Here is a 26,781-nt window from a genome sequence, read left to right on the forward strand (position 1 = left end):
GTGGAAGGAGATACTTATGAAGTTTAAATTGTTACTTTTATCATTAGGCATATTAATGTCAGTGCCTGGAATGGCCGCCGCCGCCCCAGCCACACCAGATACCTCCAATGGTGAACAGAGGGAAAAAGCCCCTTGTAATTGTGAAGAAAAAGGGCATCGCAACATGATGCATAAAGATTGGCAAGCAAAGATGGAAGAAAGACAGAAAATGCTTCTTTCCTGGGTAGATCAGTATACACCAGAGAAAAAAGCAGAATGGACGACAGTCCTGGCCGAGAAGAAAACCCTAATGGACAAATGGATGAGTCCTGAAAATGCTGCTAAACGTGAAAAATGGAAAAAGGAAAAAATGGCGAAAATTGTAGAATTAAAAAAACAATTGGATGCTGGAAAGATAACAAAAGAAGAGTTTTTCAAACAAGCACACGGTGGAAAAGAAATGTCCCATTGGAAAACATTCCATGAACTAAAGATGTCAGTTGAAAAGAAGGATAACAAACAAGCAACATTACTATTAAATCAATTGTTAGAACAAAGTAAACAACATAATCAAAAAATTAAGGAATTACTTAAAAAATAATAAGTTTTAGCCAAAAAAACTAATTCAAACAGGAGAATTAGTTTTTTTATTTTCTAATAGTAAATAATTACATGTTAAAAGGACGTGATTAAGGGAACATTTAAGAGTGACAAACATAGAGGAGGCTTCAAAATGAAGAGAAAAAATCTAATGATGACAACTGTTGCTCTAGGTGCGGCATATTTACTCCGTAATCCAAAATCCCGGAAAAAATTAATGAATCAAGTTCAATCGTTTACGAGAAAATAGTATCCAGAAAACATCCCCTTCAAGTGATTGAAGGGGATGTTTATTGGAGTTGAGAATTACTTCTTTAAATTAATTGTACCTTGTTGTGTTTCTTTGATATCTTCTTTTATTTCTTCCCTTATATCTTCCGCAATTCCATCAGTGGCTTTTTTAAATTCACGAATCGAACGGCCAAAGGCACGGCCAATTTCAGGGAGTTTGTTTGGACCAAAGATGACTAAAGCTACGATTAAAATCAAAATTAATCCTGGTACACCAATATTTGAAAACATATTTTCATCTCCTACTGGATTAAATCCGCCTGCACGTAATGATACAGTAGTTTTGCAGTATTTTCAATGGAAGTTTCATGTGTTCGCTCGAATGCATGGGATGAATCGATACCAGGACCGATTAAGCCATGGACGATATCATGACCTGAGCGGATTGCAGCTGACGCATCTGAACCGTAGAAAGGATATATATCTAATTTATAATCGATGTTATTCTCTTCCGCAAGTCGCACTAAGTTCTTTCTCAATTCAAAATGATACGGTCCACTTGCATCCTTCACACAGATGGAAACAGTATATTCATCAGTTGATTGTCCGTCGCCCATTGCCCCCATATCTACTGCTAAATATTCGACAGTTTCGGGAGTAATATTTGAGTTTCCACCGTATCCGATTTCTTCATTATTGGAAATTAAGAAATGCGTTGTATGGGGCAGGGGAATATTTTCCGACTTAATTTGTTTTATTAATTGTAGAAGAATTCCCACACTTGCTTTATCATCCAAATGACGCGATTTTATATAACCACTTGGTGTGATTTCTACGCGGGGGTCAAATGAAACAAAATCACCCACTTCAATTCCAAGTGCACGAACTTCTTCAGCATTATGTACCTTTTCATCAATTCTTATCTCAATATTGTCCTGATTGCGCTCCGCTTTTCCTGCATCTTTATAGACATGGACAGAAGTTTGGTGCATTAATATGGTGCCCGTAATTCTTTTTCCGCTGTTTGTTTCAATTTGACAATATTCGCCTTCAATGGAGTTGTACTTAAACCCGCCAATTAGATCGATCTTTAAGCGTCCATTAGATTTCACTTCTTTTACCATTGCCCCAAGTGTATCCACATGTGCTGTCAGCATCCGATGTTTACTTGAATCCTTTCCTGCAATTGTTGCGATTAGCCCTCCTTTACGGTTTCGATAGGTTTGAATTTGTAATTCAGCTAGGAATTTTTCAACATAGGTAATCACTTCATTCGTATTGCCGGATGGACTTGGAATGGTTACTAAATCAGCTATTAATTTCATTGTTTCTTTGGTATTTGTGTTTACCACAGCAACTGCTCCTTTCTAAATACTCTTACATACTATTATACATAATTATGACTTTCATGTGTTTATTCGCAATTGTGGTTAACTATTACAATGACAATGCATAACTTACCAAGTGTTAATTTTTTTCAAATGGATTAAAAAAATTTGGTTTGGGCATTAATGAAGTATTCGAACTATTTGGACAAAATTATATTGCGTCAGACACAATTGGAGGATAAAAAATTGACCAGAACTGAACTATACCATCCCAAACCGAAACATTCCTTCATAAAAAGTTTATTTATTTTAATAATCATGTGCTTTGTAGTAACTGTCGGATTCTTTGTATTTCGGCACTATTATCAAAACACAATTAAAATTGAAGCTCCGATTGAAAACCCAGGACCAAAGGTGGTAATTCATCTGCCAAATGGGCAAAAGGTATATACCTATGAAAATTTACTTTTCGAAAAAGATGGAAAAACCTATTATAAAGGCGAGCGGAATACGATTGATTTAACAGGTGGTATTGTTGACTATGAAGAGTGGAAATAAACAGCGACTTGGGAAAAGAAAGGACTAGCGGCAGGAGCTAGTCCTTATTTCATGCCTGTCGCACCTGATCAGATGCATTTGCTTTTATTATTTAAACCATCCTTTTTTCTTAAACCAAAGAGACATGCCCATCGCAACTAAAATCATTAGAATCAGCGTAGAAATAAAACCAAATTTCGACGATAGCCCAGGCATATAGCGAAAATTCATTCCGTACAATCCAGCGATGAAAGTGAGGGGCATGAAAATCGTGGTGATCACGGTTAAAACCTTCATGACATGATTGGTTTGATGTGAGTTAAGTGAAATATAGCTGTCACGGATATCTGTGGTAAGTTCACGGTTTGCCTCAATCATTTCTGTTAACTTCAGTAAATGGTCATGAATATCAGAATAGTATTCCCTTTTTCCATGGATGAATGTAAGTCGCTGTGAATTTAGGACTCTGTATATAAGATCGCGCATCGGTGAAATGGTGTGCCTCAATGATAGTAGATGGTGCCTTGTATCAAATAAATCCTCCAGCAATGCCTCCATGGATCTTCCTCTAGGATTCTCGTCAATCTCAGTTAATCGTTCTTCGATTTTAAAGACTTGTGGGAAATAACTATCAACCATTTTATCAAGTACAAGGTATAGTACATGTGTTGGCTCCCACTTTTCAATGTTAGTGGACTCAGTAAATCGTTTCCATACCGCCTCAATTTCAGTTGAAGGGCTAAGGTGAAAGGAAACGATAAAGTTTTCACCTAAGAAAAAATCAATCTCGTCTCTTTTAAGTGTTTGGTGATTTAGGGATTGTGTAATAAAAAAAGTGTGGTCCTCGTAATAATCCAACTTAGGTCTTTGTAAATGATTAATACAATCTTCGATCGCCAATGGATGGAAATGAAAAGGATCTCGTAGATATTCGATTTCCTCATCAGTTGGCAGATGAAAATCAACCCAATACCATTTATATTCCCCTTTAAGCAAATCATCGATTGCGATATCGTTAACCAATTCATAATTTTTATTTACAGCAATTGTCTTAATCATAATAACTCCTTATCTTGATTGACCATCCTCTTTTATAGGATGGTATAATTTAGGAGAAAAATACCTTCTAATGAGGAGTATATTAAGAAAGAAGTTGTTAAGAGGTAAAAAAATATACATTGTAGATAAGGGGCAAATGAATAAAAAAGAAGCATTCTAAAAGTAGAATACCTCTTAATTTTATCTTTAAATATTACACACTAGGTGAAGTTTCTTTATTCCTCATCGCTTGTGGTATGTAAACACAGAAGGGTTCACTCTCCATATAGTCCCCAGTAACTGCATAGGTACGCGAACGAGAGCCGCCGCACATTTTGTTATATTCACAGATGCCGCATTTTCCTTTGTAGTGATCTGGCTTGCGTAGTTCTTTAAATACTTTGGCCTCTCGGTAAATTTCAGCGAGCGGGGTATCACGGATGTTTCCACCAACGATTGGAAGTAATCCACTTGGCATGACATCACCAATATGAGAGACAAATGCAAAGCCGTTGCCATCATTTACACCTTTAGGTGCACGCTTTAAACCATCATGCATAGAAGCAAAATCAGTTGTAATGGAATCTTCGTAATGAATTTCGCCTTTTTCAATCAATTGTTCTCGTGTTTTTTGTTGCAATACAACTCTACGGCAATGCTGGGCTGCCGTTGTTTTGATATCATAGGGAGCCGTTTTGCTCAATTCATATAACCAACGGAACACTTTTTCATGTTCAGCAGGAGAGATACAAGCGTCCATTTGTCCTCTGCCTGTAGGAACTAGCAAAAAGATATACCACATGACTGCGCCAAGTTCGCCGACAAGCTTAGCCATCTGTTCAAGCGAATCATAATTATAACGAGAAATGACGGTATTGATTTGCAGCGGCATATCTAATTCGTTTAAGTACTTAATTTTTTCAACGGTTAGATCAAATGACCCTGGAGTCCCACGGAAGTGGTCATGTATTCCTGGGGTTGGACCATCTAAGCTAAAGCCCCAGCGAGAAAGTCCGACATCCTTGAACATTTTCATTTTTTCTTTGGTAACATTAGCAGTAGCACTTGGTGTCATCGAAACACGCATGCCTTTTTTGATCGCATAATCAGCAAGCGCATAAAGGTCTACTCTCATCATACAATCCCCGCCTGTAAATACGAGCATTGGATTGTCCATTTCATAGATTTGATCGATTAAATTAATTCCTTCATCATGTGTTAGTTCGCGTGGGTCTGGAGTAAGCTGCGCATCAGCACGGCAATGAACACACTTAAGTTGACAAGCTCTTGTGACTTCCCAAATAACAATAAATGGATTCTTGTCATAATCAATTACATTTCGCATTCCATGAGGATGCCCCATAGCATGAGGATGTCCTTTCCCTAATCCTTGCATCATCATCACCCAAATCATTATGATTTATAAAACTATATAGATTGTTTCTATAGGTTTATTATAGGTTTAACAGACTAGAGTGCATGGTAGGATTGTTACAATATTTCTACATTACTCGTATGAATAATCAGATTTCTATTAATCCCTTAATCATCTTTTTTATTACATTTATGTTACAAAAATATTATTAAAAATAAAATTCTTATGCAAATCGTTACATAAATAGGATTGAGGAACAGTCTGTTTGTAATATTAAAGGTCTTCCTTTCCAATACTATTATTTTTTACCAAGTAAGCCATATCTTTGGGGATTCAAACAACCCTTAAAATTCGTTTATGATGGTATTACAAAAACGAAATGAAGGGGTTCAACGATGAAAAAACATCTATTATCTATCGCAGCAACGGCGGGGATCCTGTTTTCTACATATGCTGGAACGGCAAGTGCACACGAAAACATTTATACCGTACAGTCAGGAGACACACTTTGGAAAATTTCACAAGCTAATAAGGTCACTGTAGCAGATTTGAAAATTTGGAATCACTTAACATCTGATTCTCTTAATGTAAATCAAAAGCTGACCTTATTAGCACCACACAGCCATGAAACGGCAACGATATCCTATACCGTTCAAAAAGGGGATACATTATACCTAATCGCTTCTCGTAATAAATTATCCGTTGCACAGCTTAAATCACTGAATAATCTTACAACTGATACGATTTATGTTGGACAAGTCTTGAAACTTACTACAAGTGGGATTTCAACACCAGTGCCTGCTCCAACGGTATCAAAGGCGCAAATGGTAATGGATGAAGCCAAAAAATACATTGGGACACCGTATTTATGGGGCGGAAATACACCTGCTGGTTTTGATTGCAGTGGATTAACGAGTTACGTGTTTAATAAGGTAGGAGTATCAATTCCTCGGACAGCGGCCACTCAATGGTCAGGAATGAAGTCTGTCAGCACCCCAAAACCCGGAGATTTAGTATTCTTTGAAACATATGCTCCAGGTCCTACCCATGTAGGGATTTATTTAGGCAACAACCAATTCATTCAAGCGGGTTCAAAAGGTGTATCCATCGCAGATATGACAAATTCCTATTGGAAACCAAAATACCTTGGTGCGAGAACAGCATTTTAATAGATAAGCAGGAGAGGGCCTTTTCAACACGAAGGGCTCTTTTATTTTTCCAAAATTAAAAATATAGTATGATAGGATTAATCAAAAAATGAAGTGAATGGAGTTGTCGGATGTTTAAAAGAGTATTAAGTATAGGGATTCTACTGTTAATCATAGCAATAGGTTTATTTCAAAAAGATGAATTACTTCAGCTTTTGAAACAAGGGGGAGCCCTATCTATTTTGATTAGTATGTTATTAGTAGCAATTTGTGTTTTTTTTTCTGTCATTCCATTTCCAGTTCTAGCAGGAACAATTGGTGCGGTATTTGGAACTTCTCAAGGGGTGATTGTATCCTTAACAGGAGCCATGGTAGGAACAATGGCATTCTTTTTCCTATCTAGGTATGGTTTTCGTGATTATGCTCAGCAAAAACTAATGAAATATCCGAAGGTTCAAGAATACGATGAGTTTTTAAACAAGAATTCCTTTGTGGCAATCTTAACCTGTCGATTAATTCCAATCATACCGGCACCGGTTGTAAATATCGTGTGTGGTTTAAGTCATGTCAAATGGCTAACTTTTTTTACGGCATCATTCATTGGGAAAATACCAAATATTCTTCTATTATCGTATGCTGGTGCATTATTTAGTAACAACAAGCTCTATTCTTTTGGAATATATGGAGTATATTTGATTATTATTTTTATCATTAACTTTATAATTATTTATCGAAAACAAGCAAATAAATCAATGGATTAAACGACTTCTCGAATGTTTAAATCATTTTGTTTTTCAACTGAGATGACTTTCTTGAAAAAGCTTTTTAAGATAAGCCATTTAGCTGGATAACTGTAAATGAAATCTTCCATCACCTGTGAGGAATAGTATAAAAAACAATCGATGCTTACTTTTTCCTTTTTTAAGTCGTAAAGAAGCGCATGTGGAATGGTGTAATAGTCATTCAATTGATAAGGATTGAATTTTACGACTTGAATTTTTTGCTCATTGATAAAATTTTTTAAAGATTGTTCTTGAATGGCTATACTTTCTTCCTTGTTAAGTCCATCCAAACAAATACGATCATTGATAAAATAAATACCCTGCATCACATAACACCCCGATTTTTTTTCTTAATTGGTATTGTTATTGACAGGGTTTAGAGGAAGTATACTTCCTTTTGAAAATACATATGGAGAGATAAAAAATGATAAGTGCTGCAATACATGGATTTATTCTAGCTTTTGGGCTCATTCTGCCACTTGGAGTCCAAAATGTGTTTATTTTTAATCAAGGGGCGATGCAGTCGCGTTGGATTTATGTCCTACCAGTCGTTTTGACGGCTTCCATTTGTGATACACTACTTATTTCATTAGCTGTTTTTGGTGTCTCGGCAGTTGTTTTAGGGATTACTTGGATTAAAATGACGTTAGTGCTTGGGGGAATTCTTTTCTTACTATACATGGGGTATTCTACGTGGAAAAGTAAACCTAAAGACGAGAAAATAACAGGTGATACATTTTCACCCCGAAAACAGATTATGTTTGCTGCTTCAGTTTCTTTATTAAACCCTCATGCAATCATGGATACCATTGGAGTAATTGGTACTAGTTCTTTATCCTATTCGGGCTCAGCCAAAATTACCTTCATGGTGGTATGTATTTTGGTTTCCTGGCTTTGGTTCATTGGCCTGTCGATCGTAGGGAGATTGGTAGGTAGGATAGATTCTTCAGGGAGATTTATTCTTATTTTAAATAAAATTTCCGCCCTAATTATGTGGGGAACGGCGATTTATCTTATGATTTCTTTTTAACGAAATAGGTATTCTTATTATTATTTGGAAGATATATTTGCGAATGCTATCGATGGTTTATGTAGAATCTATTCTTGGGTTGAAAATTCAATCCTAATTTTCCACGATAAATGGTTTTCACATCCAAAATATTGGAGGTAACGCACACATGCAAACCATTCAACATTCGATTACACACATTAATCAATGCCGTCAACTCGCTCAGCAATTAATCCAACAGACACAACAAGCAAATCATCAATACCAACAAATGCTTCAAAATGAACAACAAAATACACAGATGCTAGAGCAAATGATGCAAAAGGAAAGAATGGCAGTTCAAACCATTCAGCAAAGCCTTCAAGGGCATGAGTTAGCAATCCAAAGATGCCAAGAGGTAATTGCGCAGTGTAATCAAATGGAGAGAGAACTATCTGGACAAGCGGGATCAGTTGGATTTCAAACCCAAACGTATATGAACCCTGTTTTCCAAGCACAGCCGTTTCAAAACTATCAGAACCCTTCTTTCCGTCAATAACGAAAGTCTAAACAGCAACAAAAGCACGCATTTAAGAATGAATGCGTGCTTTTTCCATAAGAAAAAAATTACCCAGCTATTGGCTGGGTATGCAAAACTAATCTATATTTTAAGGGGGCGGAGGTTTAAGGTTCTTCCGTGAACCTATTTATAGGATAAGGGATAAATATTAATAAATTATGAACGAAAGATTAATAGTATAAGAAAAGGTGATAAAATGAGAGATTTTCATTGTTGCGCGACATGCAGGCATTTTAAAGCAGAGAAAAGGGCAGAGGGAATGCACTATTTTTGTAGTCGTTTAGGCTTTGAAACAAAAACGACCTACAAATTTAATTGCTGGAATCCGAAAGAAAACATTAAGAAAATAATTGATAATAATAGGAAGGATATTGATACTCAAGGATGAGTTACACTTTTTTCTATATTTAATGACAAATATACATTGTCCTCCTGTCATTATCATGTTACTTTCATCAATATTAATTAAGGGGTAGGGAGAGAATTCTAATGGCTGCAACACATGTTTTTTCAAAGAAAGAAGAACTAGCGAATTCAATCACACACGGAATAGGAGTAATGCTTAGTATTGCTGCCTTAATTATATTGATTATATATGCTTCCCTGTACGGGAACGTCTGGCATATCGTAAGTTTTACAATCTTTGGTGTAACAATGTTTATTCTTTATATGTCTTCAACATTGCTCCATAGCTTCCCGGAAGGAAAGGTAAAGGATCTTTTTGAGATTTTTGATCATTCCTCTATTTACTTCTTTATTGCCGGTACCTATACACCATTTCTATTAATTGTAATTAAAGGAGCCCTGGGCTGGACACTGTTTGGAGTTGTTTGGGGACTGGCGATTGCTGGCACCGTCTTTAAATGCTTTTTTGTGAAAAAGTACCTTTTTACCTCTACGCTTCTCTATGTAGTCATGGGGTGGTTAATTGTTTTTGCATGGAAACCTTTAGTAAATAATCTCTCTCCACAGGGTATGACCTATTTAATTATTGGCGGTGCCCTTTATACCCTAGGTGCCATATTCTATGTTTGGAGAGGGTTTAAGTATCACCACGCGGTTTGGCACGTGTTTGTGTTGGCCGCAAGTGCAGCCCACTTTTTTTGTGTGTTATTTTATGTTTTGCCAATAAATTAAAAGAAACAGCTCTGACACGAGGCTGTTTCTTTTTACATATATTTTTGCTATTATACATGCCGTATTTTTCTAAAATTCAACGTCTCTCGTGAAAACCATAAGCTCATTAAAAAGCTGATGATTCCAATAACCAGTAAAACCTCCCCGATGATTTTCATACTTTCCGCAGTTATGTGTTCTCCAAAAATTAACCCTAAAATGATTGATGCCAAAATTGAACCTAAGTATCGGCAAGTTTGAAATAGGCCGGAGGTTGTCCCAATGATCGCATTTGGACTTTCCTTAACCATCGCTACTTGAAGTACAACATTTCCAATACCATAACTTAAGCCCATGATTGATAATATAATCCCGATACCAAGATAAGAGGATTGAACAAAAAACAACCTAAAAGACAGCGCACCTAAGATTGATAGAGATGCCCCTACCATAATCGGCTGGTTTACACCTGAACGATCGATCCATTTTCCAGTGACAGATGAAATAATTATGCTAACACCGGACATAAATAACATTAACATACCGCTCAATTCAACACTTAAACCCAAACCTTCTTGAAAATAACTAGGCAAACCGAAAAATAAACAATAGAAAAAAATATTCAAAAAGATAAACTGGATATACACCATTGAAAGCTTAGGATGTTTTCTGAAAATGCGAATGTCGATAAATGGTTCTGTAACCCTTAATTCTCTCCGAACAAATAATCCGAAAAAGATGATTCCAACAATTCCGGAAAGATAATGTATATTCGCATCAAAAGATAACAAGAACCATAAAAAGAAGACCATACCTGCAGCAAAATAACCTATTCCAAGAAAATCAAGATGAGAAAGTAATCTCTTGATATGAGACTTATCCTGTTTCATATCTTTAGGAAACATAAACCAACCTAATATTAAACTGAGGAGAATAAATGGAAAATTGACCCAAAAGATAGCTGGCCAATTCCCTAACACAATTAAGAAACCACCGATCGTCGGCCCAAGTGCGACCATCGCAGAGGCAAATATTGATAAAACGGCAAGGGCTGAAGCTTGCCTTTCTTTAATATGGTCGCGAATTAACGCCATTCCGGACGGGTAAATGGCACTAGATCCAATTGATTGAAGCAGCCTCATTGCAAGTAACATCAGAAAGGAGGATGCAAGCGGGGCACCGAGCGCGGACATGGCAACTACAATAAGTCCTGTTAAGAAGGTTTTTTTTCGGCCAAAGATATCACCGAGCTTTCCCGTTACTGGCTGTGCTACTGCACTAGCTAAATAGAAACTGGATATTAGCCAGGAAACCGTTGAAAAGGAAAGGTGAAAATCTTTCTGAATGCTGTGTAATGCTAATGCAATCATAGATGAGTTAAGCGGATTTAACATCGTTCCTGTGGCAACCGCTGTTAGAAATAATGTTCGATTTTTCTTCATGACGTCTTCCTTTACTAAAAATAGAATTAATATACTTTTTGCAATATCTGTAACATCATACCAATTAATAGTATATTTCAATAGAATAAAAAAAGAAATTGTTTGAATTTGATGAAATGTACATTAAATATGATTGATGTTAGGTTTTACACAAACTGGATATTTACTCATTCTAGGAATAGCCCCCAATAAATATAAATAGGATAGATATCCACATATATGTGGGGGAGGGATGGAATTGGAGGTTATTGGGAAAAGCGTCATTCGCAAAGAGGCTCTTGATAAGGTGTCAGGGCGGGCAAAATATACACATGATTATCATTTCCATCCGATGTTATCTGGCAAAATGGTCATTAGTCCTTATGGCCACGCGAAGATAGTGGAGATTGATACATCCGAAGCTTGGAAGATTAATGGGGTTAGGGCCATCCTTGCTGGAAAGGAATACCCATTAACAGGGGAAGCCATCCGGGACCGGCCCCCTATTGCATATGATAAGGTTCGCTACCATGGTGAAACGGTTGCACTTGTTGTAGCTGATTCACCAACACAGGCTAAAATGGCTGCTGACCTGATTAAAGTCCAATACGAATTGTTGCCAGTCGTAAACTCGCCGTCCCAAGCATTTGAAAAAGGAGCCCCCTTAGTCCATGAAGACTTAAGTAAATATAAAAAAGAGGATGACTCGCATCCGGTGCCTGACACCAACATTGCTTCCCATATAAAAATTCGTAAAGGTAATATGGAAAAAGGGTGGGCGGAGACTAACACAGTGGTAGAAGCAAGTTATTCTTTTTCTCCTTCTGACCATGCGGCAATGGAAACAAGGTGTGCCACTGCCGAGATATTGCCTGATGGAAATATTATGATTACTACTTCTTCTCAAGCTCCATTTATGGTGAAAAGACTGATTGCTGATTATTTTGGTGAGGATATGGGGAAGATTATTGTCCACACACCGCTTGTAGGTGGTGCCTATGGGGGGAAAGCTGCCGTTCAGCTGGAAGTTCTGGCCTATCTAGCCTCAAAAGCTGTTGGCGGTAAACCTGTAGAGATCTTCAATTCGAGAGAAGAAGATATCTTAACTTCTCCTTGTCACATTGGTTTAGATGCAAGGATTAAGCTTGGAGCAGACAGCAGCGGTAAAATTAGAGCAGCAGAAATACGTTTTTTATGGGATGGAGGAGCCTATTCCGATAAAGCGGTAGATCTTACAAGGGCAGGTGCTGCCGATTGTACCGGACCATATAACATACCAAATGTCTGGTGTGATTCCTATTGCATGTATACAAACCACCCATATGCAGCACCCTTTAGAGGCTTTAGCCATTCCGAACTTTCCTTTGCCATTGAACGAACCTTGGATTTACTTGCACAAAAATTAAAAATGGATCCGCTTGAACTTCGGTATATAAATGCGATTAAACCTGGACACACCACCCCGACAAGGGTTCGATTAAATAAAAGTAATGTCGGTAACTTACAACAGTGTATTGAGAGAGTAAGAGATTTAATCAAATGGGATGAAGGTAAAGTTAAAGATGTAAACGAGCGATTTGTGAGAGTAAAGGGCGTCAGCTGCAGCTGGAAAACATCGACGATTGATCCCAATGCTCCTTCAGGAGTGATATTAACATTTAACCGAGATGGAAGTATCAATTTACTTTCTGGTGTAATTGAAATTGGAACCGGAACGAAGACTGTCCTTGCTCAGATGCTTGCAGAAAGGCTGAAGATGAGTGTGGATAAGATACATGTTCGGATGGAAGTGGATACGCAAACAACACCAGAGCATTGGAAAACTGTCGCTAGCAGAGGAACATTTATGGCGGGAAGGGCACTTCTCGAAGCTGCGGATGATGTGATCAAGCAATTAAAGGGAATTGCTTCGACCGTATTAAGAGCACCGACAGAAGATCTTGTGGTAGCTAACAGTCGAGTCTTTTTGAGGGATGATCCATCCATCGGAATTCCGATTAAAGACATCTGCTATGGTTATCAATATCCAAATGGAAATTCAATCGGCGGACAAATTATTGGCAGAGGGAATTATATCCTGCGTCATCTTACCCATTTGGATCCTGAGACAGGAGCTGGTAAGCCGGGACCTGAGTGGACAGTTGCGGCCTATGGTGTAGAAATTGAATTTGATAAAAGGGATAATACCTATCGGCTACTGAAAGCTTGTACCGTGGTCGACCTTGGGAAAGTTTTAAATGAAAAAGCGGCATTGGGCCAGGTAATGGGTGCGATGAGCATGGGATTGGCTTTTGCTGGCAGGGAAACATTTTATTTTGACGAACTCGGCAGGGTTCTTAATCCCCAGCTCCGAACGTATCGCCCACTTCGCTATGGTGAAAATCCAGAATATTTAGTGGGATTTGTAGAAACACCCCAATTAGATGGTCCGTATGGGGCTCGAGGTGTGGGAGAGCATGGATTAATGGGCATGCCTGCTGCACTCGGCAATGCTTTGTCTACAGCTGCAGGGGTTTCACTTCATCATCTGCCGCTTATTCCTGAATTAATTTGGAAGGCAAAGGAGGCGCAAAAAAATGCTTCCCTTTGAGTTTGATTATTTTAAACCTGCCACATTAAAAGAAGCAGTCGATTTATATCAGTATTTAGATAAAGGTGGAAAGAAACCAATGTTTTTTTCAGGGGGGACGGAATTAATCACTCTTGGAAGAATCGAACTAGCGTATACCGAGGCGGTTATTGACATAAAGGATATCCCTGAATCCAAGGTTATGCGGGTAAGCGCTGATCATTTGCTGCTAGGCAGTACTCTTTCACTAACCAAGATCGAAGAGGCAAATCTTTTTCCATTATTAACGAAAACAGCAAGTGAAGTTGCGGACCATACAGCACGGGGGAAAATTACTTTAGGTGGGAATATATGTGCACGAATTTTTTACCGAGAAGCTGTTTTACCATTTTTACTAGCGGACAGCAAAGTATTAATTGTCGGCCCCGAAGGAAAAAAAGTGGTGCCAATTAATGACATCTTTCAAGAGCAGCTTCAATTAAAAAAAGGAGAATTTCTTGTCCAATTAGCAACAGAATCCCAGTTTATTGCTGCGCCATTTATTAGTATTAAACGCCGTCAACAATGGGATACGGGCTATCCATTAATTACAGTAGCCGCATTAAAATTGGGGCAGGAGATACGTGTCGCAATCAGCGGCTTGTGCCCATTTCCGTTTCGGTCAAAGGAGTTGGAATCTTCTCTAAATAATAAAGAACTTCCGTTGACTCAAAGAATTACTGATGCCCTAGCTAAGTTACCGAAGCCAATTTTAGATGATGTTGAAGGGTCTGCTGAATACAGACTTTTTGTATTACGGAATGTTTTGTCAGATGTTTGTTCTGCATTGGTTCCTGTTGGTTCTTGAGAATGATAGATTAATTGCAGAAAGGAGGGGGATCGGTGAAATCGCACACGATTATATTAGACATAAACGGAGAAAAGCGCAGCATCATGGTACGTTCTGCCGACACACTTTTATTTGCAATTCGAGGTAAACTTGGACTTACAGGCGCAAAGCCTGGGTGTTTGAACGGGGATTGCGGTGCTTGTACAGTCAATATTGATGGATGGCCGATGAAATCATGTCTAATGTTAGCTGTTGAAGCGGAAGGTAAGAAGATAACAACGATTGAGGGGTTAGAAAATATACCCATTCAGCAGGCATTTGTCGATAATTTTGCCTTCCAATGCGGCTACTGCACTCCGGGATTTATTATGAACTGTCATTCGTTAATAAAGCAGCATCCAGATGCAGATGATAACATGATTAAGGAATGGCTGGAGTCAAATATCTGTCGCTGCACCGGTTATGCAGAAATTGAAAGGGCAGTGAAATCAGTTCTAAGGAAAAATATGTAAGTGGATAAATGGAACAAAAAAAGGATGCCATTCATTGGCACCCTAAGAATGATTATCTTTTTTCATCTGAAAATAAGTGTCTAAAACACGGCGTCCAATTTTCAGATTCGCCCGATTGTCTTTTTTGCCTTGGTAAGCCCATGGTACAATTACTGCCATTGCAATTTCTGGATTCGAACTAGGAGCATAACTTACCAAGCTAAGGTTCATCACTGGGGGTGGTTCTTTCCCAAATCGGTACCGTTCAGGACCGTCGTAAAACGCTTCTGCTGTTCCTGTTTTACCAGCAGGAGAGTAGGGGGCATTGCCGAAATACTTATAAGCTGTTCCGCCCCTTTCTTGCATAACCTTTTTAAAACCTAATTTGACGCGATACAGCCAATCTGATTTCATATCAATTGTATTTAGGACCGTGGGGGTGATTTCTTTTACAACATGACCAAGCTCTCGTGTTCCCTCCTTTGGTTCGAGCATTTGTTTGGCGACATGAGGCTGCATTCGGTAACCGCCATTTGCGATGGTGGAAACATATTGTGCTAACTGCATGGCTGAATAGGTATCATATTGTCCAATCACAAGGTCTAGCAAATATCCCGGGAGATAACTCTGACCCTTAAATCCAGATTGCTCATTCGGTAAATCAATCCCGGTTCTGGTTCCGAGACCGAACGAAGCAAATGAGTCTCGAATGGAATCGAAAGCCTCTGAACTTATATTTAAAGGTTGATCGTACTCATAATGTCCTTTTCCAATTCGTATTGCTGTATGGAACATGTAAACGTTGGAAGATAATTTTAGGGCATTAATTTCATTTAATCTTCCTAAGTAGGCATAGGATTTTTTTAAAGGAGTGGCCCGGATTTTTAAACCAGCATCATCAAACACTGTACCTGGAGCAATAGCCCCTGTTTTATAGCCAGTCAAAATAGTAGCTCCTTTGACAGTAGAACCAACGTTATAGGTGGTAGTAAATGTACCGAGAGCGTCATCTTCCATTTCCACTCTGCCTGTTTGATTATTTCTAACTATTTTTTTGCCAGACATGGCTAGAACTTCGCCAGTTTTTGGGTTCATTAAAACCACGTATGCTCGGTCAGTTAGATAGGTTCCCGGATATCTTTTCGCCGCCCAAAGTTCTTCTTCAATGATGCGGTCAATCTTCCTTTGCAAATCCATATCAATACTTAAGACAAGGTCTTTTCCTTTCTTACCATTTGATACGGGGTGGTTTTCAATCACATTTCCTGTTTTATCGGTTACATTTTTTATTTTTGATTTGTATCCATGTAAAACATTTTCATATTGCCACTCAAGTTGACTTTTTCCCACTCTGTCATTTCGACTGTAATCTCTTGCTAAAAAATACTCCAACTGCTCTGCAGGCAATCCTTCATCAGATTTAGTAACTTTTCCTAACACAGATTTTAAGGTTCCATTGAAAGCATAGCATCTTTCCCAGTCCGTGGTTGTATCCACACCAGGAAGTGATTGCAGATTCTCGCTAACAACGGCCAATTCTTGCGCAGTAACATCCTCATTTTTTATGATTTGGGTTGTAAACTTATAGCCGCTGTTAAACTCTTTAAATAGTGCAATAACCTCAAGTTTTTCTTTAGTCAATTCCTTTAATTCATCAGGTGTGATGCGCTCTAATTTATATTTATAAATATCATTATCTGTTAATTTCTTTGCATAATATAGGTCCATTTCTTTTTTCGAGATTTTAGCATTCGCGCGTTCTGGATTCGTCATAATCCAGAAATCACGTTTATCCCTTTCTGTCACCTTGTTTGTTTTTTTCGAAATCAGTTTTGCTAATTTTTCAGCTGTTTCGAGCATAACTTCTTGGCTAAATCCTTCATTGGTGTAGGAAATGGCACTTTTAGGGACATTATCAACGATTATTCTGTAATCTCGGTCAAGGATTCGTCCTCTTGGAACAGGACTACTAATTGTGATATCTTCTTTTCTGGCTAAATCTCTTTTGAAATTTTCGCCATAAACAATTTGCACAAAACCAAGCCGGAGGATTAGTACGGAAAATAAGAAAAAAACACTAAAAAATAGTATATTCAAACGAATAGGGAAGTGGGACTTATTTTTTTTCTGCTTTTCCAATTTCCTGCACATCCTTTTTACATAACCAATATAAATTACATATATATACTACCCATTTGTATATAGCAGTATGATAATTATTCCAATTCATTCTGAAGTGTAAATAAAATACGACATGTTTCTGGAATAGTGAATTTTTTGTCAATAAATAATATTCTAATTTTTGCCCAAATTTTTAATTTTACTTTATAATCAAAAAGGGATGTTGTTGATTCTTAAACAAACATCTTTAGAAACGAGAGATTGATAGGAGGTCTAGTTTATGGAACAGAAAGTCATTGATCCAGTTGTACTTAGGGCATTAGGGCAATTTAAGGCTTTGGATGAAAAAATTACTCATTTTTCAAGTATCATTGGTTTAGCAGACTGGGATCAAAAAGTCATGGCACCAAAAAAAGGGAGAAGTATGTTTGCCAAGGCGACGGGGACCCTTCGGACCGAAATTTTTAAGCTTTCTGTTTCTGAGGAAATGGGAGAACTGCTAGCGGAGCTAACACTTCCTGATAACTTGGCATTTTTAGATGAAGTGACAAGAGCGAAAGTTAGAGAATATAAAGAGTACTACCAAAAATCAAAGAGCATTCCTGCCGACCTATTTCAGGAATATAGCATCTTAACGGCTCAAGCAAATGATGCTTGGGAAGAGGCAAGGGAAAATAACGATTTTGCCCGCTTCCTTCCGTACTTAGAAAAAATAGTTGATTATAAGCGAAAATTCGCGGATATCTATGGGTATGAGGACCATCCATATGATGCTCTCTTGGATGAGTTTGAACCTGGTTTAACGGTGAAAAAACTCGATCCGCTGTTCGCAAAATTAAGAGATACTAGTGTTAAACTACTGGAACGCATTCAACAAAATGGAAAGCGGACACAGGCAGAAATTTTTGAACAGTCGTTTTCCATTGAAAAGCAAAAAGAATTTAACCGCTATATTTTGCCTATAATAGGCTTTGACCTTGAAGCGGGTAGATTGGATGAAACGGCACTTCTTATAGACAGTAATATAAAACGTTGATATAATAGGATTTGTCAAGGGGTGCAGATTTTTTTTATTATGAACGGAAAGATGGAATGACAAATGACATATTTGAATTTAAAACAGCAAAAAATTGAAGCGATTAAAAAAGTTGCTATTTATTTAAGGATTTCCGATGAAAAGAAGGTGAGGGGCAAGCGTGTTTCTGAAGAAGAAACGCTTCAAAATCACTATGAACGATGCACAAAGTTTTGTGCAGAAAAAGGATATGAATATGAAGTTTTTAAAGAAGTTGTGTCAGGTGGAAATTCTTTAGAGGAAAGACCGGAATTAAATAAAATGTTAAAACGGATAATTGAATTTGATGCAATTGTTGTCGCTGAAGATTCACGACTTTCAAGAAATGATTTAGTTTCAGCGCAAATTGCTGATAAGGTTGAAAAATTTGATAAGCTGATTATGACACCGGAACATGTTTATTATTTAAGGGATGAAAACGACCGATTTGTTTTTAATGTTAGTGCTTCAATGAATAGTAATGAAAGAATGAAGATTGCAAAGCGTGTTAGATTTGGAAAGCTTGAAATGGCAAGAAGGGGCTTAAATGCTTCAGGTTCCGTTCCACTTGGATATAAAAGAAATCCGGAAACTAAAAAGCTTGAAATCGATGAAGCAACGGCGCATATTCCGGCAACAGCATTTTATTTAAACAGTTTGGGATATGGTTCTTTGAAAATAAGAGATATTTTAAATGATATGGGATTCAAAACAGCAAACGGCGCTTTATGGACAAATACGACCGTTAAGGACTTATTGAAAAAAGAAACATACAAAGGATTTACTGTTTATAATGACTATGAAAATTATATGACGATTGATAAAAACGGCGAAGAAAAAATGAAAAAAAGAAAAAAAGATACAATCAGTACTCCTAACACGCATCCGGCAATTATTGCACCTGAAAAATTTGATATGCTTCAGCAGCAAAGGGCAAAAAGGGGCGCAGCATATGGGCAAAATAAAAGCCGTGAAAGAGCGCACACCAAAACAGAACCTTCAATTTTAAAGGATTTGATTTATTGCGCATCTTGTGGAAGAAAGAAAAGAATAAGCTATGAAGGTAAAAAAAATCAATGGCTTATAAGAAATTGCGGAACCGATGCAACTTTATCTGATGGAACAAGATGCTTTGACAATGGATTTAAAGCAAAGACACTTGAAGAAAAAGTTATTGCTGATGTTTTTGAATATAAAGCAAAGCTTGAAAAAGAAATTGAAATGCTGCTGAATGAAAATCATGAAGAAATTGATGCACAAAATGAACAACAAAAACAGCAGCTTGAAAAACAAATAAACGACTTAAATGTAGAAGCAAAGAAATTGGCAAGAGTTAAAATTCAGCTAATGAAAGAAGGGGATGATTTGGAAAAGGAAATCATCCAAGAAGAAATTGATGAAAACAAACATGCATTAATCAAACTTCAACAGCAGCTTGAAAAATTAAATCAAATAATGAAAGAACCAAAAGCAGAAGAAGAAATTAAAAAGCGTTTAAGCGTGATTGATGTAATAAACAATATGGAAAATGAAACCGATACTTTGAAAATCAATAATTTCTTAAAACGATTTATTTATAAAATCCATTATTCAAGAAAGATTCCTGAAGAAATTGCAAAGCTTGGAACAAAGCATCCAAAAAGGGATGAAGTAGAACCGGTAATTAAATTTGAATATATACGATAGGCAGCCTAATAAAAAGCTGCCTTTTTTTATTTAGAAAATACTTTGACTTTGACTATCTTTGACTAATTCGATATTTTAAAGTATTTTTACTTCTTTTTTATGGTATTTTTAAAAAAAATATAGGTATTTTTATGTATTTTTTAGGTTTTATTTGTGAATGATAAAAAGTTTGTGCTTTGTATAAAAGAACATATAAAGGTTATTAATATTCTAGAAGAGTTAAAGGAGGTGAAAACCATATGCGTATGCAAGCAATCGAAAGAATGACATTGACAGTTGCAGAAGCAGCGGAATTATTAGGTGTTTGCCAAATGACAATTTATCGTTTGTGTAAGAAAAAACAGATTCCATATCATATGATTGGTACTAAGATTGTTTTTAATCGAGAAAATTTAATGGTTTGGTTCCAAGAAAGGGAAGTAAAAATGAATTAAAGAAACGGAGAACTTCAACATGAAAGCAAGCGAAGCAGCAGCGTATGTCGAATATTTAGACGGTGAAAAATATGCGACAAAAAACGCAGATATAGCAGATACTCCTGATTTTTTTAAGGATGCCGGAAAAAAGTTGCGTGATGATGAAGTAGTAGTTGATATTGACAAATTACCAAAAGACGTTATTAAGAAAATGATTTCCTTTTTTAATATTAAAACTGAAATATGTTGGACAGATAGAGGGATTCACATGTGGTTTAAGAAACCTAAAGGATATAAGCATAAGGCAGAAGGCATATGTGCTTTAGGTTTTGAAGTGGAATGGAAAGTATCCAAAAAGACTGAAAGCGTAACAGTAAAGCGAAATGGCGTTCTTAGACCGGTTGAAAATAAAGATGAAAGAGAAGAATTACCGGATTTTCTTACTTATTTTAAAAAAGCAGAAAATTTATTGGGCTTACAAGAGCATGATGGGCGAGATAATAAGCTTTTTGCCCATACATCTAAAGTGCTGCATTTAAAGGATTCCAAGAAAATTTTACGCTTTATCAATGATTATGTTTTTGCTGAACCATTAGAAGAAAAAGACTTTGATAGGATTACCCGAGATAGGAAGGTTGAACCGGAAAAGGGTAATGAATTTGAAATAGCAAGATATTTAATCAAGAAATTAAAAGTAACCAAGTTTGGCGGAAATTTATATATTTTTGATGGTCAAAAATTCATATCAATCAATGATGATGATTTTATTCCAATCGTTACACAAGAGGTTTTAGGACAAACAACTCGATATATTGATGAAGTTATTAAACAAATGAAATACCAATTGTTTAATAAAAATACGCCTGAAAATGGTTGGCATATAAAATTTCAAAATGGCTTTTTAAAAAAAGGGCGATTTTGGGAATTAGATTCTCAAGAATTTACACCCTATTTTATTAATCTTAAATATGACAAAAATGCGGAACCTGTTCCTATTGTTGACGAATATCTTGATTTTTTAACAGAAGGCGATGAATCTTATAAAAATTTAATTATGGAAGCATTGGCTCATATTTTAATCACAGACCCAGATTTAAAACGGATGCTTGCCAAATTTTTTATCATCATTGGCAACGGTGGAAACGGCAAAGGAACATTATTGACCGTTATTCGAAAAATTATTGGTACAGAAAATTGTTCATCTCTTTCTATTGAAGATATGACAAAAGAACAATATTTTTTTTCTATGCAAGGCAAGCTTGTCAATCTTGGGGATGACATTCATGATGTACCAATTAATCATAAGCAAATGAAGGTTTTGAAGAATACCAGTACTTGTGACTTTCAAGCCACAAGGCAATTATTCAAACATTCGAAAGATACAGTTATAACAACATCCTTAATTTTTACATCTAATCATCAGTTAAAAAGCTTTGAAAAAACTGAAGCGTATAAGCGCCGTGTCAGTTGGTGTCCAATATTCGGTGTTCCTACAAAACCCGACCCTAAATTAATTGCTAAATTAACAACAAAAGAAGCGAAGGAATATTGGCTTAAGCTGATTATCGAAGCCTATATACGATTATATGAAAATTGTGATTTTACCGAATGTAAAAAAGTGCAGGAGTACAATGAAGAATACCATGAAATGAATAACAGTTGTCTGATATATGTTAGCAGTCTTACTAAAGATGATTTCATTATGATGCACCCTAAAGAAGCATATGACAAATATAAAATTTGGTCAGATATAAATTATGGCGAAGATTCGGCACAAAGTACTCGTGTTTTTCAAGAAACAGTTAAAAAAGAATTTGATTTAGAGATAATAGTTAAACGAAAACAAATTGGCACTAGCAAGGAACCTACAAGAGTATATGTGACTAAAAAAGAAGCAGAAGCCATAAAGAAGAAAAAAGAAGAGAAGAAAAAAGAAGAGGATTAATTTGTTACGTTACATTTTAAAATGTAACAAAACGTAACAAAAAACGTAACACCCTTAAACCCTTGGTACTACAAGGTTTTTATTAAAAATGTTACATGTTACATTTTATATTTAAAATTTTAAATATGTTTTTATAAATGTACTTTGCTTAAAAGAAAGATGAATACATACAAAAACAAAATAGAATTTGAAAAAAAAACGTAACATGTAACATTTTCGTTCAAACCCTTGGGAGAGTAAGGAAGAAGGGCGTTACACTTCTGTTACGAATCATGTAACAAAAAAATAAAACGTAACAAAAATATAGAAATAGCGATAATTTAATTATTTACCATGAACTTTTGTAAACGGGAAAATCATTTTTCATAGCGAATAGTTAAGGGGGAACGTAAAAATAAGGAGGAATGATGATAATGACAGCAGCAAAAGAAAAGAATGAGATAGCATTGGTTCAGACACCTGAAGAACCTGAAGGTAAGGGCTATTTATATAAGCCTGATAGACCCTTTACAGAACGTACATACAGCCCTTATGAATACATTGATATTAAGACTAATGGTTATGAGATAGATGAATCGATAACACACTTTACTTTATCAATAACAGAAGTGAAGGGATTGCCGAGGTATCGTTTGGTATATCAAGATATAAACCTTGAACCGATTGAAACATTTTATTTTGAATCATTTATTGATTTGAATCATTTCTTAACCGTAAATTCTTTTTATCAATTCATAAATCAAAAATAATTTATCCCCGCCCCTTTTTGTGGGCAATTTCCCTGTTTGGGAGAACCGGCGCCAAGGGAGGAATTTCCGACCAAGCGCCTTTTTTGAGATAATTTTTTGAGCCAAGAAAGAAGGACAGGAAATGAACATGATTGTAACACTTAAACGTATCAATAATGGCTTTTTTAAAGTGGAAATCAAGCCGGCAATAGGCGAAAAGTATTTTCGTGAATTTACGGCTGAAGCATTGCAGCAATATATTTTGGATGCTGAAGCTTTTTGTGAATGGAAGAACTATAATTTTTTGTTTGTGGTTCCTGATGCTTTCAAAAAGGCTGCTGCAAGATGGCTTGGAAGTTTAGCAGCTTCAATAATTGCAGATACTAATTAATGCAAAATTTGCTTGCAGCTAATGACCTAAATCAATCTTTCAACAGGTACACTCCAATTATTGAAAAGCTTTCTTGTGGGCAGCAAGAAGGCTTTTTAATTTGGGGATTTTAATATTTTGTGCTGCTGCCAATCCTAAAAGAATGAGATTCTAAAAATCAAAGGAGCGAATTTGATGCAAATTGAAAATGCTTTGTTAGATGAAACAGAATCATATTTAAAGAGCGCAAAAGACCAAATGCCAAGCAGCATTTTTAATTATCTGATTGAAGTTGTGAAGCAAGACCGGCAATATATCAAAATGGTGCAGCAATGGAGCCAAGAAAAGAAAAATTTGAAGGTGCCGTGAACCGTGCAGCCGTATTAAAAAGGCAAAAACAGCCAACAATAATAATGTCACGGCTTGCTTAATTCGCTTGTTTGAATGTTCATTATGTGTTATCACCAATTCTTCCAATTGGTAAACTTCTTTCTCTTGTTTGGTTAATTTGGTTAAAAGCCTTTTGAATCAAGGTTGCTTAAACATATTTAAAAATCATACTCCATTAAAACCTCTGCTTACTCCAATCAGCAGGGGTTTTTAATTTATTAAAACCGTATTACGGTTTAAGGGGCAACCGTGAGGTGCAGGGAGGTGTGAAAAATGGTTGTGGACAAATACGGTTCAAAATATCTTGATTTTCAATGGCAGCAAATTAATAAAAAGGCTGCTGAAGCCAAAGCCAAAAAAGCAGAAGCTGCAAAAGTGCAGCAGGAAGAAAAATAAAAAATGTGGGTGCAGCCAAGCAAACGGCAGCGCCTTTTTTGTTTTATCAGGAGCCTTGAAAAGCCTAGAAAATCAACGTTTTGGGGAAACTATTAACACTAATCCAAACCCAAAAAACAAACCTTAAAACCAAACCCAAAAAAATTGAAATAGTATCGAAATCCAAACAGAAGGGAGGAAGATATTTTGCAGATTGAAGTGAGGAACGGCAGCGTTTTTATCACCGGTTATATTAATGCAACCGGCAAAGAATCACATTTCCTACCTTCACCAAAGGGTAAGTTTAAAGAGATTATCCAAGAAGGTGCATTTAATCGAGCCTTGCAGCGTGCAAAAGATGTATTGCTGCTTTTTAATCACCAAGAATCCAGAAAGTTGGGAAGCTTGAAAGCTGGAAACATGGAATTACAGGAAGATTCCATAGGCTTAAAAATCCGTGCTGAATTGACTGATTCAGAAATTGTGCAGAATGCCAAGCAATCCGGCTTTTTAAAAGGTTGGTCCTTTGGATTCCAAGATTTGAAATCAAGATTCGATAGTTCGGCAGGCTATGAGCGCCGGTTCATTGAAGATTTGGACCTTTACGAAGTTTCATTGCTTGGTGGTATGTCAAAACCGGCATATCCGGCAACCTCAATTGTGGAAGTTCGGAACCAAGAGAGCATTTTTTTAGAACGGCGCTATTCAGATTTTGAACAATTAAAAAATCCTGAAATGGATTTTTCAAGATATGAAAAATTAATTCGATATTACAAACTGAAAGGATGAAAATTAATGTTAAAACAATTACAAGAAGCTAGACTGTTAAAACGTGCTGAAGAACGTGAAAAGCACCTAGAAGAAATGAACACGATTTTAGAAGGTGCAAAGAAAGAAAAAAGAAGCTTAACGGATGCTGAAAATTCTACTTTTGAAAAGCTTGAAAAACAGGTGCAGCAAATTGATTCAGAACTTGAAAAGCATTCCACAAGCTTAGAAGATTTAATGAACAAGATGGAAGAACGTGATTTAAAAATCGAGAAAACCAAGAAGGCGGATAAGAAGCAAAGCAAAGAAGAAGAAATTGAAATCCGTCAATTTGTGGAGTATGTACGGACAGGGCAAACACGGGATTTGGCAAGTGCCAACAATGGCAGCGTAATTCCAACAACGATTGCACAAAAGATTGTAAGCCGTGTTTATGAAATTTCACCTTTAATTCAAGAAGCAACAACATATGAGGTTGGCGAAAATCTTAATTTACCGGTGTATGATGATACGGCACATGTAACAAGCTTCATTACAGAATTTCAAGAAATCGTTACTTCAAACGGAACTTTCAGCAGCATTCCTTTAAAATCACAGATTATCGGAACAATGGCGAAAATCGGAAAAAGCCTTTTAAACCGTACAGATTTAGAGGTTTTACCTTTCATTGTGGATGCTTGTGCAAAGAGTGTTGCAAAATTCCTTGAAAATGAAATCATTAATAACACCAATGCAAGATTTGCTTCAACATTGGCGAATGGTGTTACTCAAACACAAACAGCAGCAACAGCAGGAACCATTGCACCGGCTGAAGTTGTGGAAATGAAAAATTCTATTCCTTCAATGATGCTGCCAAATGCAAAATGGTTAATGCACAAAGATACTTTAACCTATTTACAATCTTTAACGGATGCAAACGGAAACTTTGTTTTTGGTAACAGCCTTTCAGAGAATAACGGAAATGTGCTGCTTGGGTATCCGGTTATGTTATCGGATGCAATGCCAAGAATGGGAGCAGGAGCAAGAGAAATTTATTTTGGTGATTTCAGAGAAGGGCTTGCAATCAAAATTGGCGCTCAATCGGCTGAAGTTTACCGTGAATTATATGCTTCACAATATGCTGTTGGTGTAGGGCATTTCATGGAATGTGATGTTTCAGCTTCACATTCAACACAATCTATTTCAGTATTGGTGGGTGCATAATGATGAAAGTAAAAGCGCTAATCAGATTTAACGCATATAATTTTCAGGCTGAAGCCGGTGATGTGATTGAATTTGAAAGGGAACAAGATGCAGAACATCTTTTAAAAATGGGATGGGTTGAAACTACCGGCAGCAGCAAAGCAAAGGCATCAAAGAAAAACGCACCGGAAGTTTAAAACAAAAGGCAGGGGCAACCCTGCTTTTTTTTGTTGGAGTAAAAGAAGAAAGCAGCCCTGAAGCAGGGGGCTGCTTTTCCCTTTTGCAACAGAAACCAAAAACTTTATCGAATCAGGTTTGGTCAATGTTTCTTCTTAATCGAATATTCGACTAGTTGGGCTTTTGACCATTCTTAATATGCCCAAAATAAAAAGAACCTGTATGCCAACCAATACAGGCTCTTTATATGCCCTCCTACAGGCACTTACAATCCCCTGCTTAGAAAGGTGGACTTAAAGAACAGGGGTTTATTACAACATGTATTTAATATTATTCCTAAATATTACCAAATAATGCTATATTTTTTTGTTTTTTATAAAGAATTTTTAGTTCGTTATTGTTCGCTAATTGCTTTCTAAAAACGGTATTTGTAAGCCTAAGAATGATATTTTTATGTTTTTTAACGGTATTTTAGGTATTTTTAAGAATAAATAGGTGCATAATGTTAGGTTGCCATTGACGTTTAACATTTTTTATTTCAGCCCAAAATGATTTTA

The 26,781-nt window shown here is 36.5% G+C and carries 28 protein-coding genes; 21 read left to right on the plus strand and 7 right to left on the minus strand.

Features of this window, described 5'->3' with window-relative positions:
• The first annotated feature begins 16 nt into the window (after nucleotides 1-16).
• Nucleotides 17-580 (plus strand): hypothetical protein, encoded by a 564-nt coding sequence (locus tag M3610_RS16205; protein ID WP_251460633.1) that lies wholly within the window; start codon nucleotides 17-19, stop codon nucleotides 578-580.
• A gap of 305 nt (nucleotides 581-885) precedes the next feature.
• Here the strand turns inward: M3610_RS16205 and M3610_RS16210 are convergent, their stop codons facing one another.
• Entirely contained in the window at nucleotides 886-1,101 is a 216-nt protein-coding gene (locus M3610_RS16210) for a twin-arginine translocase TatA/TatE family subunit (RefSeq protein ID WP_098575281.1), read from the minus strand.
• A gap of 11 nt (nucleotides 1,102-1,112) precedes the next feature.
• Complete coding sequence (locus M3610_RS16215; RefSeq protein WP_180230190.1) at nucleotides 1,113-2,135, minus strand: M42 family metallopeptidase; 1,023 nt, start codon at nucleotides 2,133-2,135, stop codon at nucleotides 1,113-1,115.
• A 249-nt stretch (nucleotides 2,136-2,384) separates the two neighbouring features.
• On the opposite strand from M3610_RS16215, the gene M3610_RS16220 reads away from it, so the two are divergent.
• Nucleotides 2,385-2,696 (plus strand): hypothetical protein, encoded by a 312-nt coding sequence (locus tag M3610_RS16220; RefSeq protein ID WP_098575283.1) that lies wholly within the window; start codon nucleotides 2,385-2,387, stop codon nucleotides 2,694-2,696.
• Between the two features lie 87 nt (nucleotides 2,697-2,783).
• Here the strand turns inward: M3610_RS16220 and corA are convergent, their stop codons facing one another.
• Nucleotides 2,784-3,734: a magnesium/cobalt transporter CorA gene (gene corA / locus M3610_RS16225; RefSeq protein ID WP_251460635.1), complete on the minus strand. Its 951-nt coding sequence runs from the start codon at nucleotides 3,732-3,734 to the stop codon at nucleotides 2,784-2,786.
• 193 nt (nucleotides 3,735-3,927) lie between these two features.
• Nucleotides 3,928-5,058: a TIGR04053 family radical SAM/SPASM domain-containing protein gene (locus M3610_RS16230; protein WP_251460636.1), complete on the minus strand. Its 1,131-nt coding sequence runs from the start codon at nucleotides 5,056-5,058 to the stop codon at nucleotides 3,928-3,930.
• 425 nt (nucleotides 5,059-5,483) lie between these two features.
• Here M3610_RS16230 and M3610_RS16235 point away from each other — a divergent pair, with 425 nt between their 5' ends.
• Nucleotides 5,484-6,257 (plus strand): C40 family peptidase, encoded by a 774-nt coding sequence (locus M3610_RS16235; RefSeq protein WP_098575286.1) that lies wholly within the window; start codon nucleotides 5,484-5,486, stop codon nucleotides 6,255-6,257.
• A 110-nt stretch (nucleotides 6,258-6,367) separates the two neighbouring features.
• Complete coding sequence (locus M3610_RS16240) at nucleotides 6,368-6,997, plus strand: TVP38/TMEM64 family protein (RefSeq protein WP_251460638.1); 630 nt, start codon at nucleotides 6,368-6,370, stop codon at nucleotides 6,995-6,997.
• Here the strand turns inward: M3610_RS16240 and M3610_RS16245 are convergent.
• Entirely contained in the window at nucleotides 6,994-7,344 is a 351-nt protein-coding gene (locus M3610_RS16245) for a hypothetical protein (RefSeq protein ID WP_251460640.1), read from the minus strand. The genes M3610_RS16240 and M3610_RS16245 overlap by 4 nt on opposite strands.
• 98 nt (nucleotides 7,345-7,442) lie before the next feature.
• On the opposite strand from M3610_RS16245, the gene M3610_RS16250 reads away from it, so the two are divergent.
• From M3610_RS16250 to trhA, 3 genes are all read left to right on the plus strand, one after another.
• On the plus strand, nucleotides 7,443-8,048 hold the full coding sequence (locus M3610_RS16250) for a LysE/ArgO family amino acid transporter (protein WP_098575289.1): 606 nt from the start codon (nucleotides 7,443-7,445) through the stop codon (nucleotides 8,046-8,048).
• A 148-nt stretch (nucleotides 8,049-8,196) separates the two neighbouring features.
• Nucleotides 8,197-8,565, plus strand: coding sequence for a hypothetical protein (locus tag M3610_RS16255; RefSeq protein ID WP_098575290.1), 369 nt, complete (start codon nucleotides 8,197-8,199; stop codon nucleotides 8,563-8,565).
• Between the two features lie 510 nt (nucleotides 8,566-9,075).
• On the plus strand, nucleotides 9,076-9,723 hold the full coding sequence (gene trhA / locus M3610_RS16265) for a PAQR family membrane homeostasis protein TrhA (protein WP_251460642.1): 648 nt from the start codon (nucleotides 9,076-9,078) through the stop codon (nucleotides 9,721-9,723).
• Between the two features lie 50 nt (nucleotides 9,724-9,773).
• Here trhA and M3610_RS16270 read toward each other — a convergent pair whose 3' ends face one another.
• Nucleotides 9,774-11,225: an MFS transporter gene (locus M3610_RS16270; RefSeq protein WP_285851290.1), complete on the minus strand. Its 1,452-nt coding sequence runs from the start codon at nucleotides 11,223-11,225 to the stop codon at nucleotides 9,774-9,776.
• Between the two features lie 157 nt (nucleotides 11,226-11,382).
• On the opposite strand from M3610_RS16270, the gene M3610_RS16275 reads away from it, so the two are divergent.
• Genes M3610_RS16275 through M3610_RS16285 form a run of 3 tightly spaced genes read left to right on the plus strand, consistent with a single transcriptional unit; the run spans nucleotide 11,383 to nucleotide 15,033 of the window.
• Nucleotides 11,383-13,713 (plus strand): xanthine dehydrogenase family protein molybdopterin-binding subunit, encoded by a 2,331-nt coding sequence (locus tag M3610_RS16275; protein ID WP_251460644.1) that lies wholly within the window; start codon nucleotides 11,383-11,385, stop codon nucleotides 13,711-13,713.
• Nucleotides 13,700-14,539 carry an FAD binding domain-containing protein gene (locus M3610_RS16280; RefSeq protein ID WP_251460646.1) on the plus strand — a complete coding sequence of 280 codons (840 nt, stop codon included), beginning with the start codon at nucleotides 13,700-13,702 and terminating at the stop codon, nucleotides 14,537-14,539. The genes M3610_RS16275 and M3610_RS16280 overlap by 14 nt, the downstream gene beginning before the upstream one ends.
• A 35-nt stretch (nucleotides 14,540-14,574) precedes the next feature.
• Entirely contained in the window at nucleotides 14,575-15,033 is a 459-nt protein-coding gene (locus M3610_RS16285) for a (2Fe-2S)-binding protein (protein ID WP_311315831.1), read from the plus strand.
• A gap of 42 nt (nucleotides 15,034-15,075) precedes the next feature.
• Here the strand turns inward: M3610_RS16285 and M3610_RS16290 are convergent, their stop codons facing one another.
• Nucleotides 15,076-17,151, minus strand: coding sequence for a peptidoglycan D,D-transpeptidase FtsI family protein (locus M3610_RS16290; RefSeq protein ID WP_251460648.1), 2,076 nt, complete (start codon nucleotides 17,149-17,151; stop codon nucleotides 15,076-15,078).
• 262 nt (nucleotides 17,152-17,413) lie between these two features.
• On the opposite strand from M3610_RS16290, the gene M3610_RS16295 reads away from it, so the two are divergent.
• The 11 genes from M3610_RS16295 (at nucleotide 17,414) to M3610_RS16340 (ending at nucleotide 26,244) form a co-directional block, all read left to right on the plus strand.
• A complete protein-coding gene (locus M3610_RS16295) occupies nucleotides 17,414-18,169 on the plus strand; it encodes a gluzincin family metallopeptidase (protein ID WP_251460650.1) in 756 nt (251 codons plus the stop codon).
• Nucleotides 18,170-18,241: 72 nt separating this feature from the next.
• Complete coding sequence (locus M3610_RS16300) at nucleotides 18,242-19,873, plus strand: recombinase family protein (RefSeq protein WP_251460653.1); 1,632 nt, start codon at nucleotides 18,242-18,244, stop codon at nucleotides 19,871-19,873.
• Nucleotides 19,874-20,112: 239 nt separating this feature from the next.
• On the plus strand, nucleotides 20,113-20,307 hold the full coding sequence (locus M3610_RS16305; RefSeq protein ID WP_251460655.1) for a helix-turn-helix domain-containing protein: 195 nt from the start codon (nucleotides 20,113-20,115) through the stop codon (nucleotides 20,305-20,307).
• A 19-nt stretch (nucleotides 20,308-20,326) separates the two neighbouring features.
• Entirely contained in the window at nucleotides 20,327-22,234 is a 1,908-nt protein-coding gene (locus tag M3610_RS16310; protein ID WP_251460657.1) for a DUF5906 domain-containing protein, read from the plus strand.
• A gap of 413 nt (nucleotides 22,235-22,647) precedes the next feature.
• Nucleotides 22,648-22,983, plus strand: coding sequence for a hypothetical protein (locus tag M3610_RS16315; protein WP_251460658.1), 336 nt, complete (start codon nucleotides 22,648-22,650; stop codon nucleotides 22,981-22,983).
• Nucleotides 22,984-23,104: 121 nt separating this feature from the next.
• Nucleotides 23,105-23,353 carry a hypothetical protein gene (locus M3610_RS16320; protein WP_251460660.1) on the plus strand — a complete coding sequence of 83 codons (249 nt, stop codon included), beginning with the start codon at nucleotides 23,105-23,107 and terminating at the stop codon, nucleotides 23,351-23,353.
• Between the two features lie 174 nt (nucleotides 23,354-23,527).
• Nucleotides 23,528-23,701, plus strand: a complete 174-nt coding sequence (locus tag M3610_RS16325; protein WP_251460662.1) for a hypothetical protein — start codon at nucleotides 23,528-23,530, stop codon at nucleotides 23,699-23,701.
• Nucleotides 23,702-23,995: 294 nt separating this feature from the next.
• Complete coding sequence (locus M3610_RS28030) at nucleotides 23,996-24,118, plus strand: hypothetical protein (protein WP_285851291.1); 123 nt, start codon at nucleotides 23,996-23,998, stop codon at nucleotides 24,116-24,118.
• 186 nt (nucleotides 24,119-24,304) lie between these two features.
• Nucleotides 24,305-24,886, plus strand: coding sequence for an HK97 family phage prohead protease (locus M3610_RS16330; RefSeq protein WP_251460664.1), 582 nt, complete (start codon nucleotides 24,305-24,307; stop codon nucleotides 24,884-24,886).
• A gap of 6 nt (nucleotides 24,887-24,892) precedes the next feature.
• Nucleotides 24,893-26,068, plus strand: coding sequence for a phage major capsid protein (locus M3610_RS16335; RefSeq protein ID WP_251460666.1), 1,176 nt, complete (start codon nucleotides 24,893-24,895; stop codon nucleotides 26,066-26,068).
• Entirely contained in the window at nucleotides 26,068-26,244 is a 177-nt protein-coding gene (locus tag M3610_RS16340) for a hypothetical protein (protein ID WP_251460668.1), read from the plus strand. Before M3610_RS16335 ends, M3610_RS16340 begins: the two co-directional genes overlap by 1 nt.
• Nucleotides 26,245-26,781 lie beyond the last annotated feature (537 nt).

The organism is Neobacillus sp. MER 74, assembly GCF_023714155.1.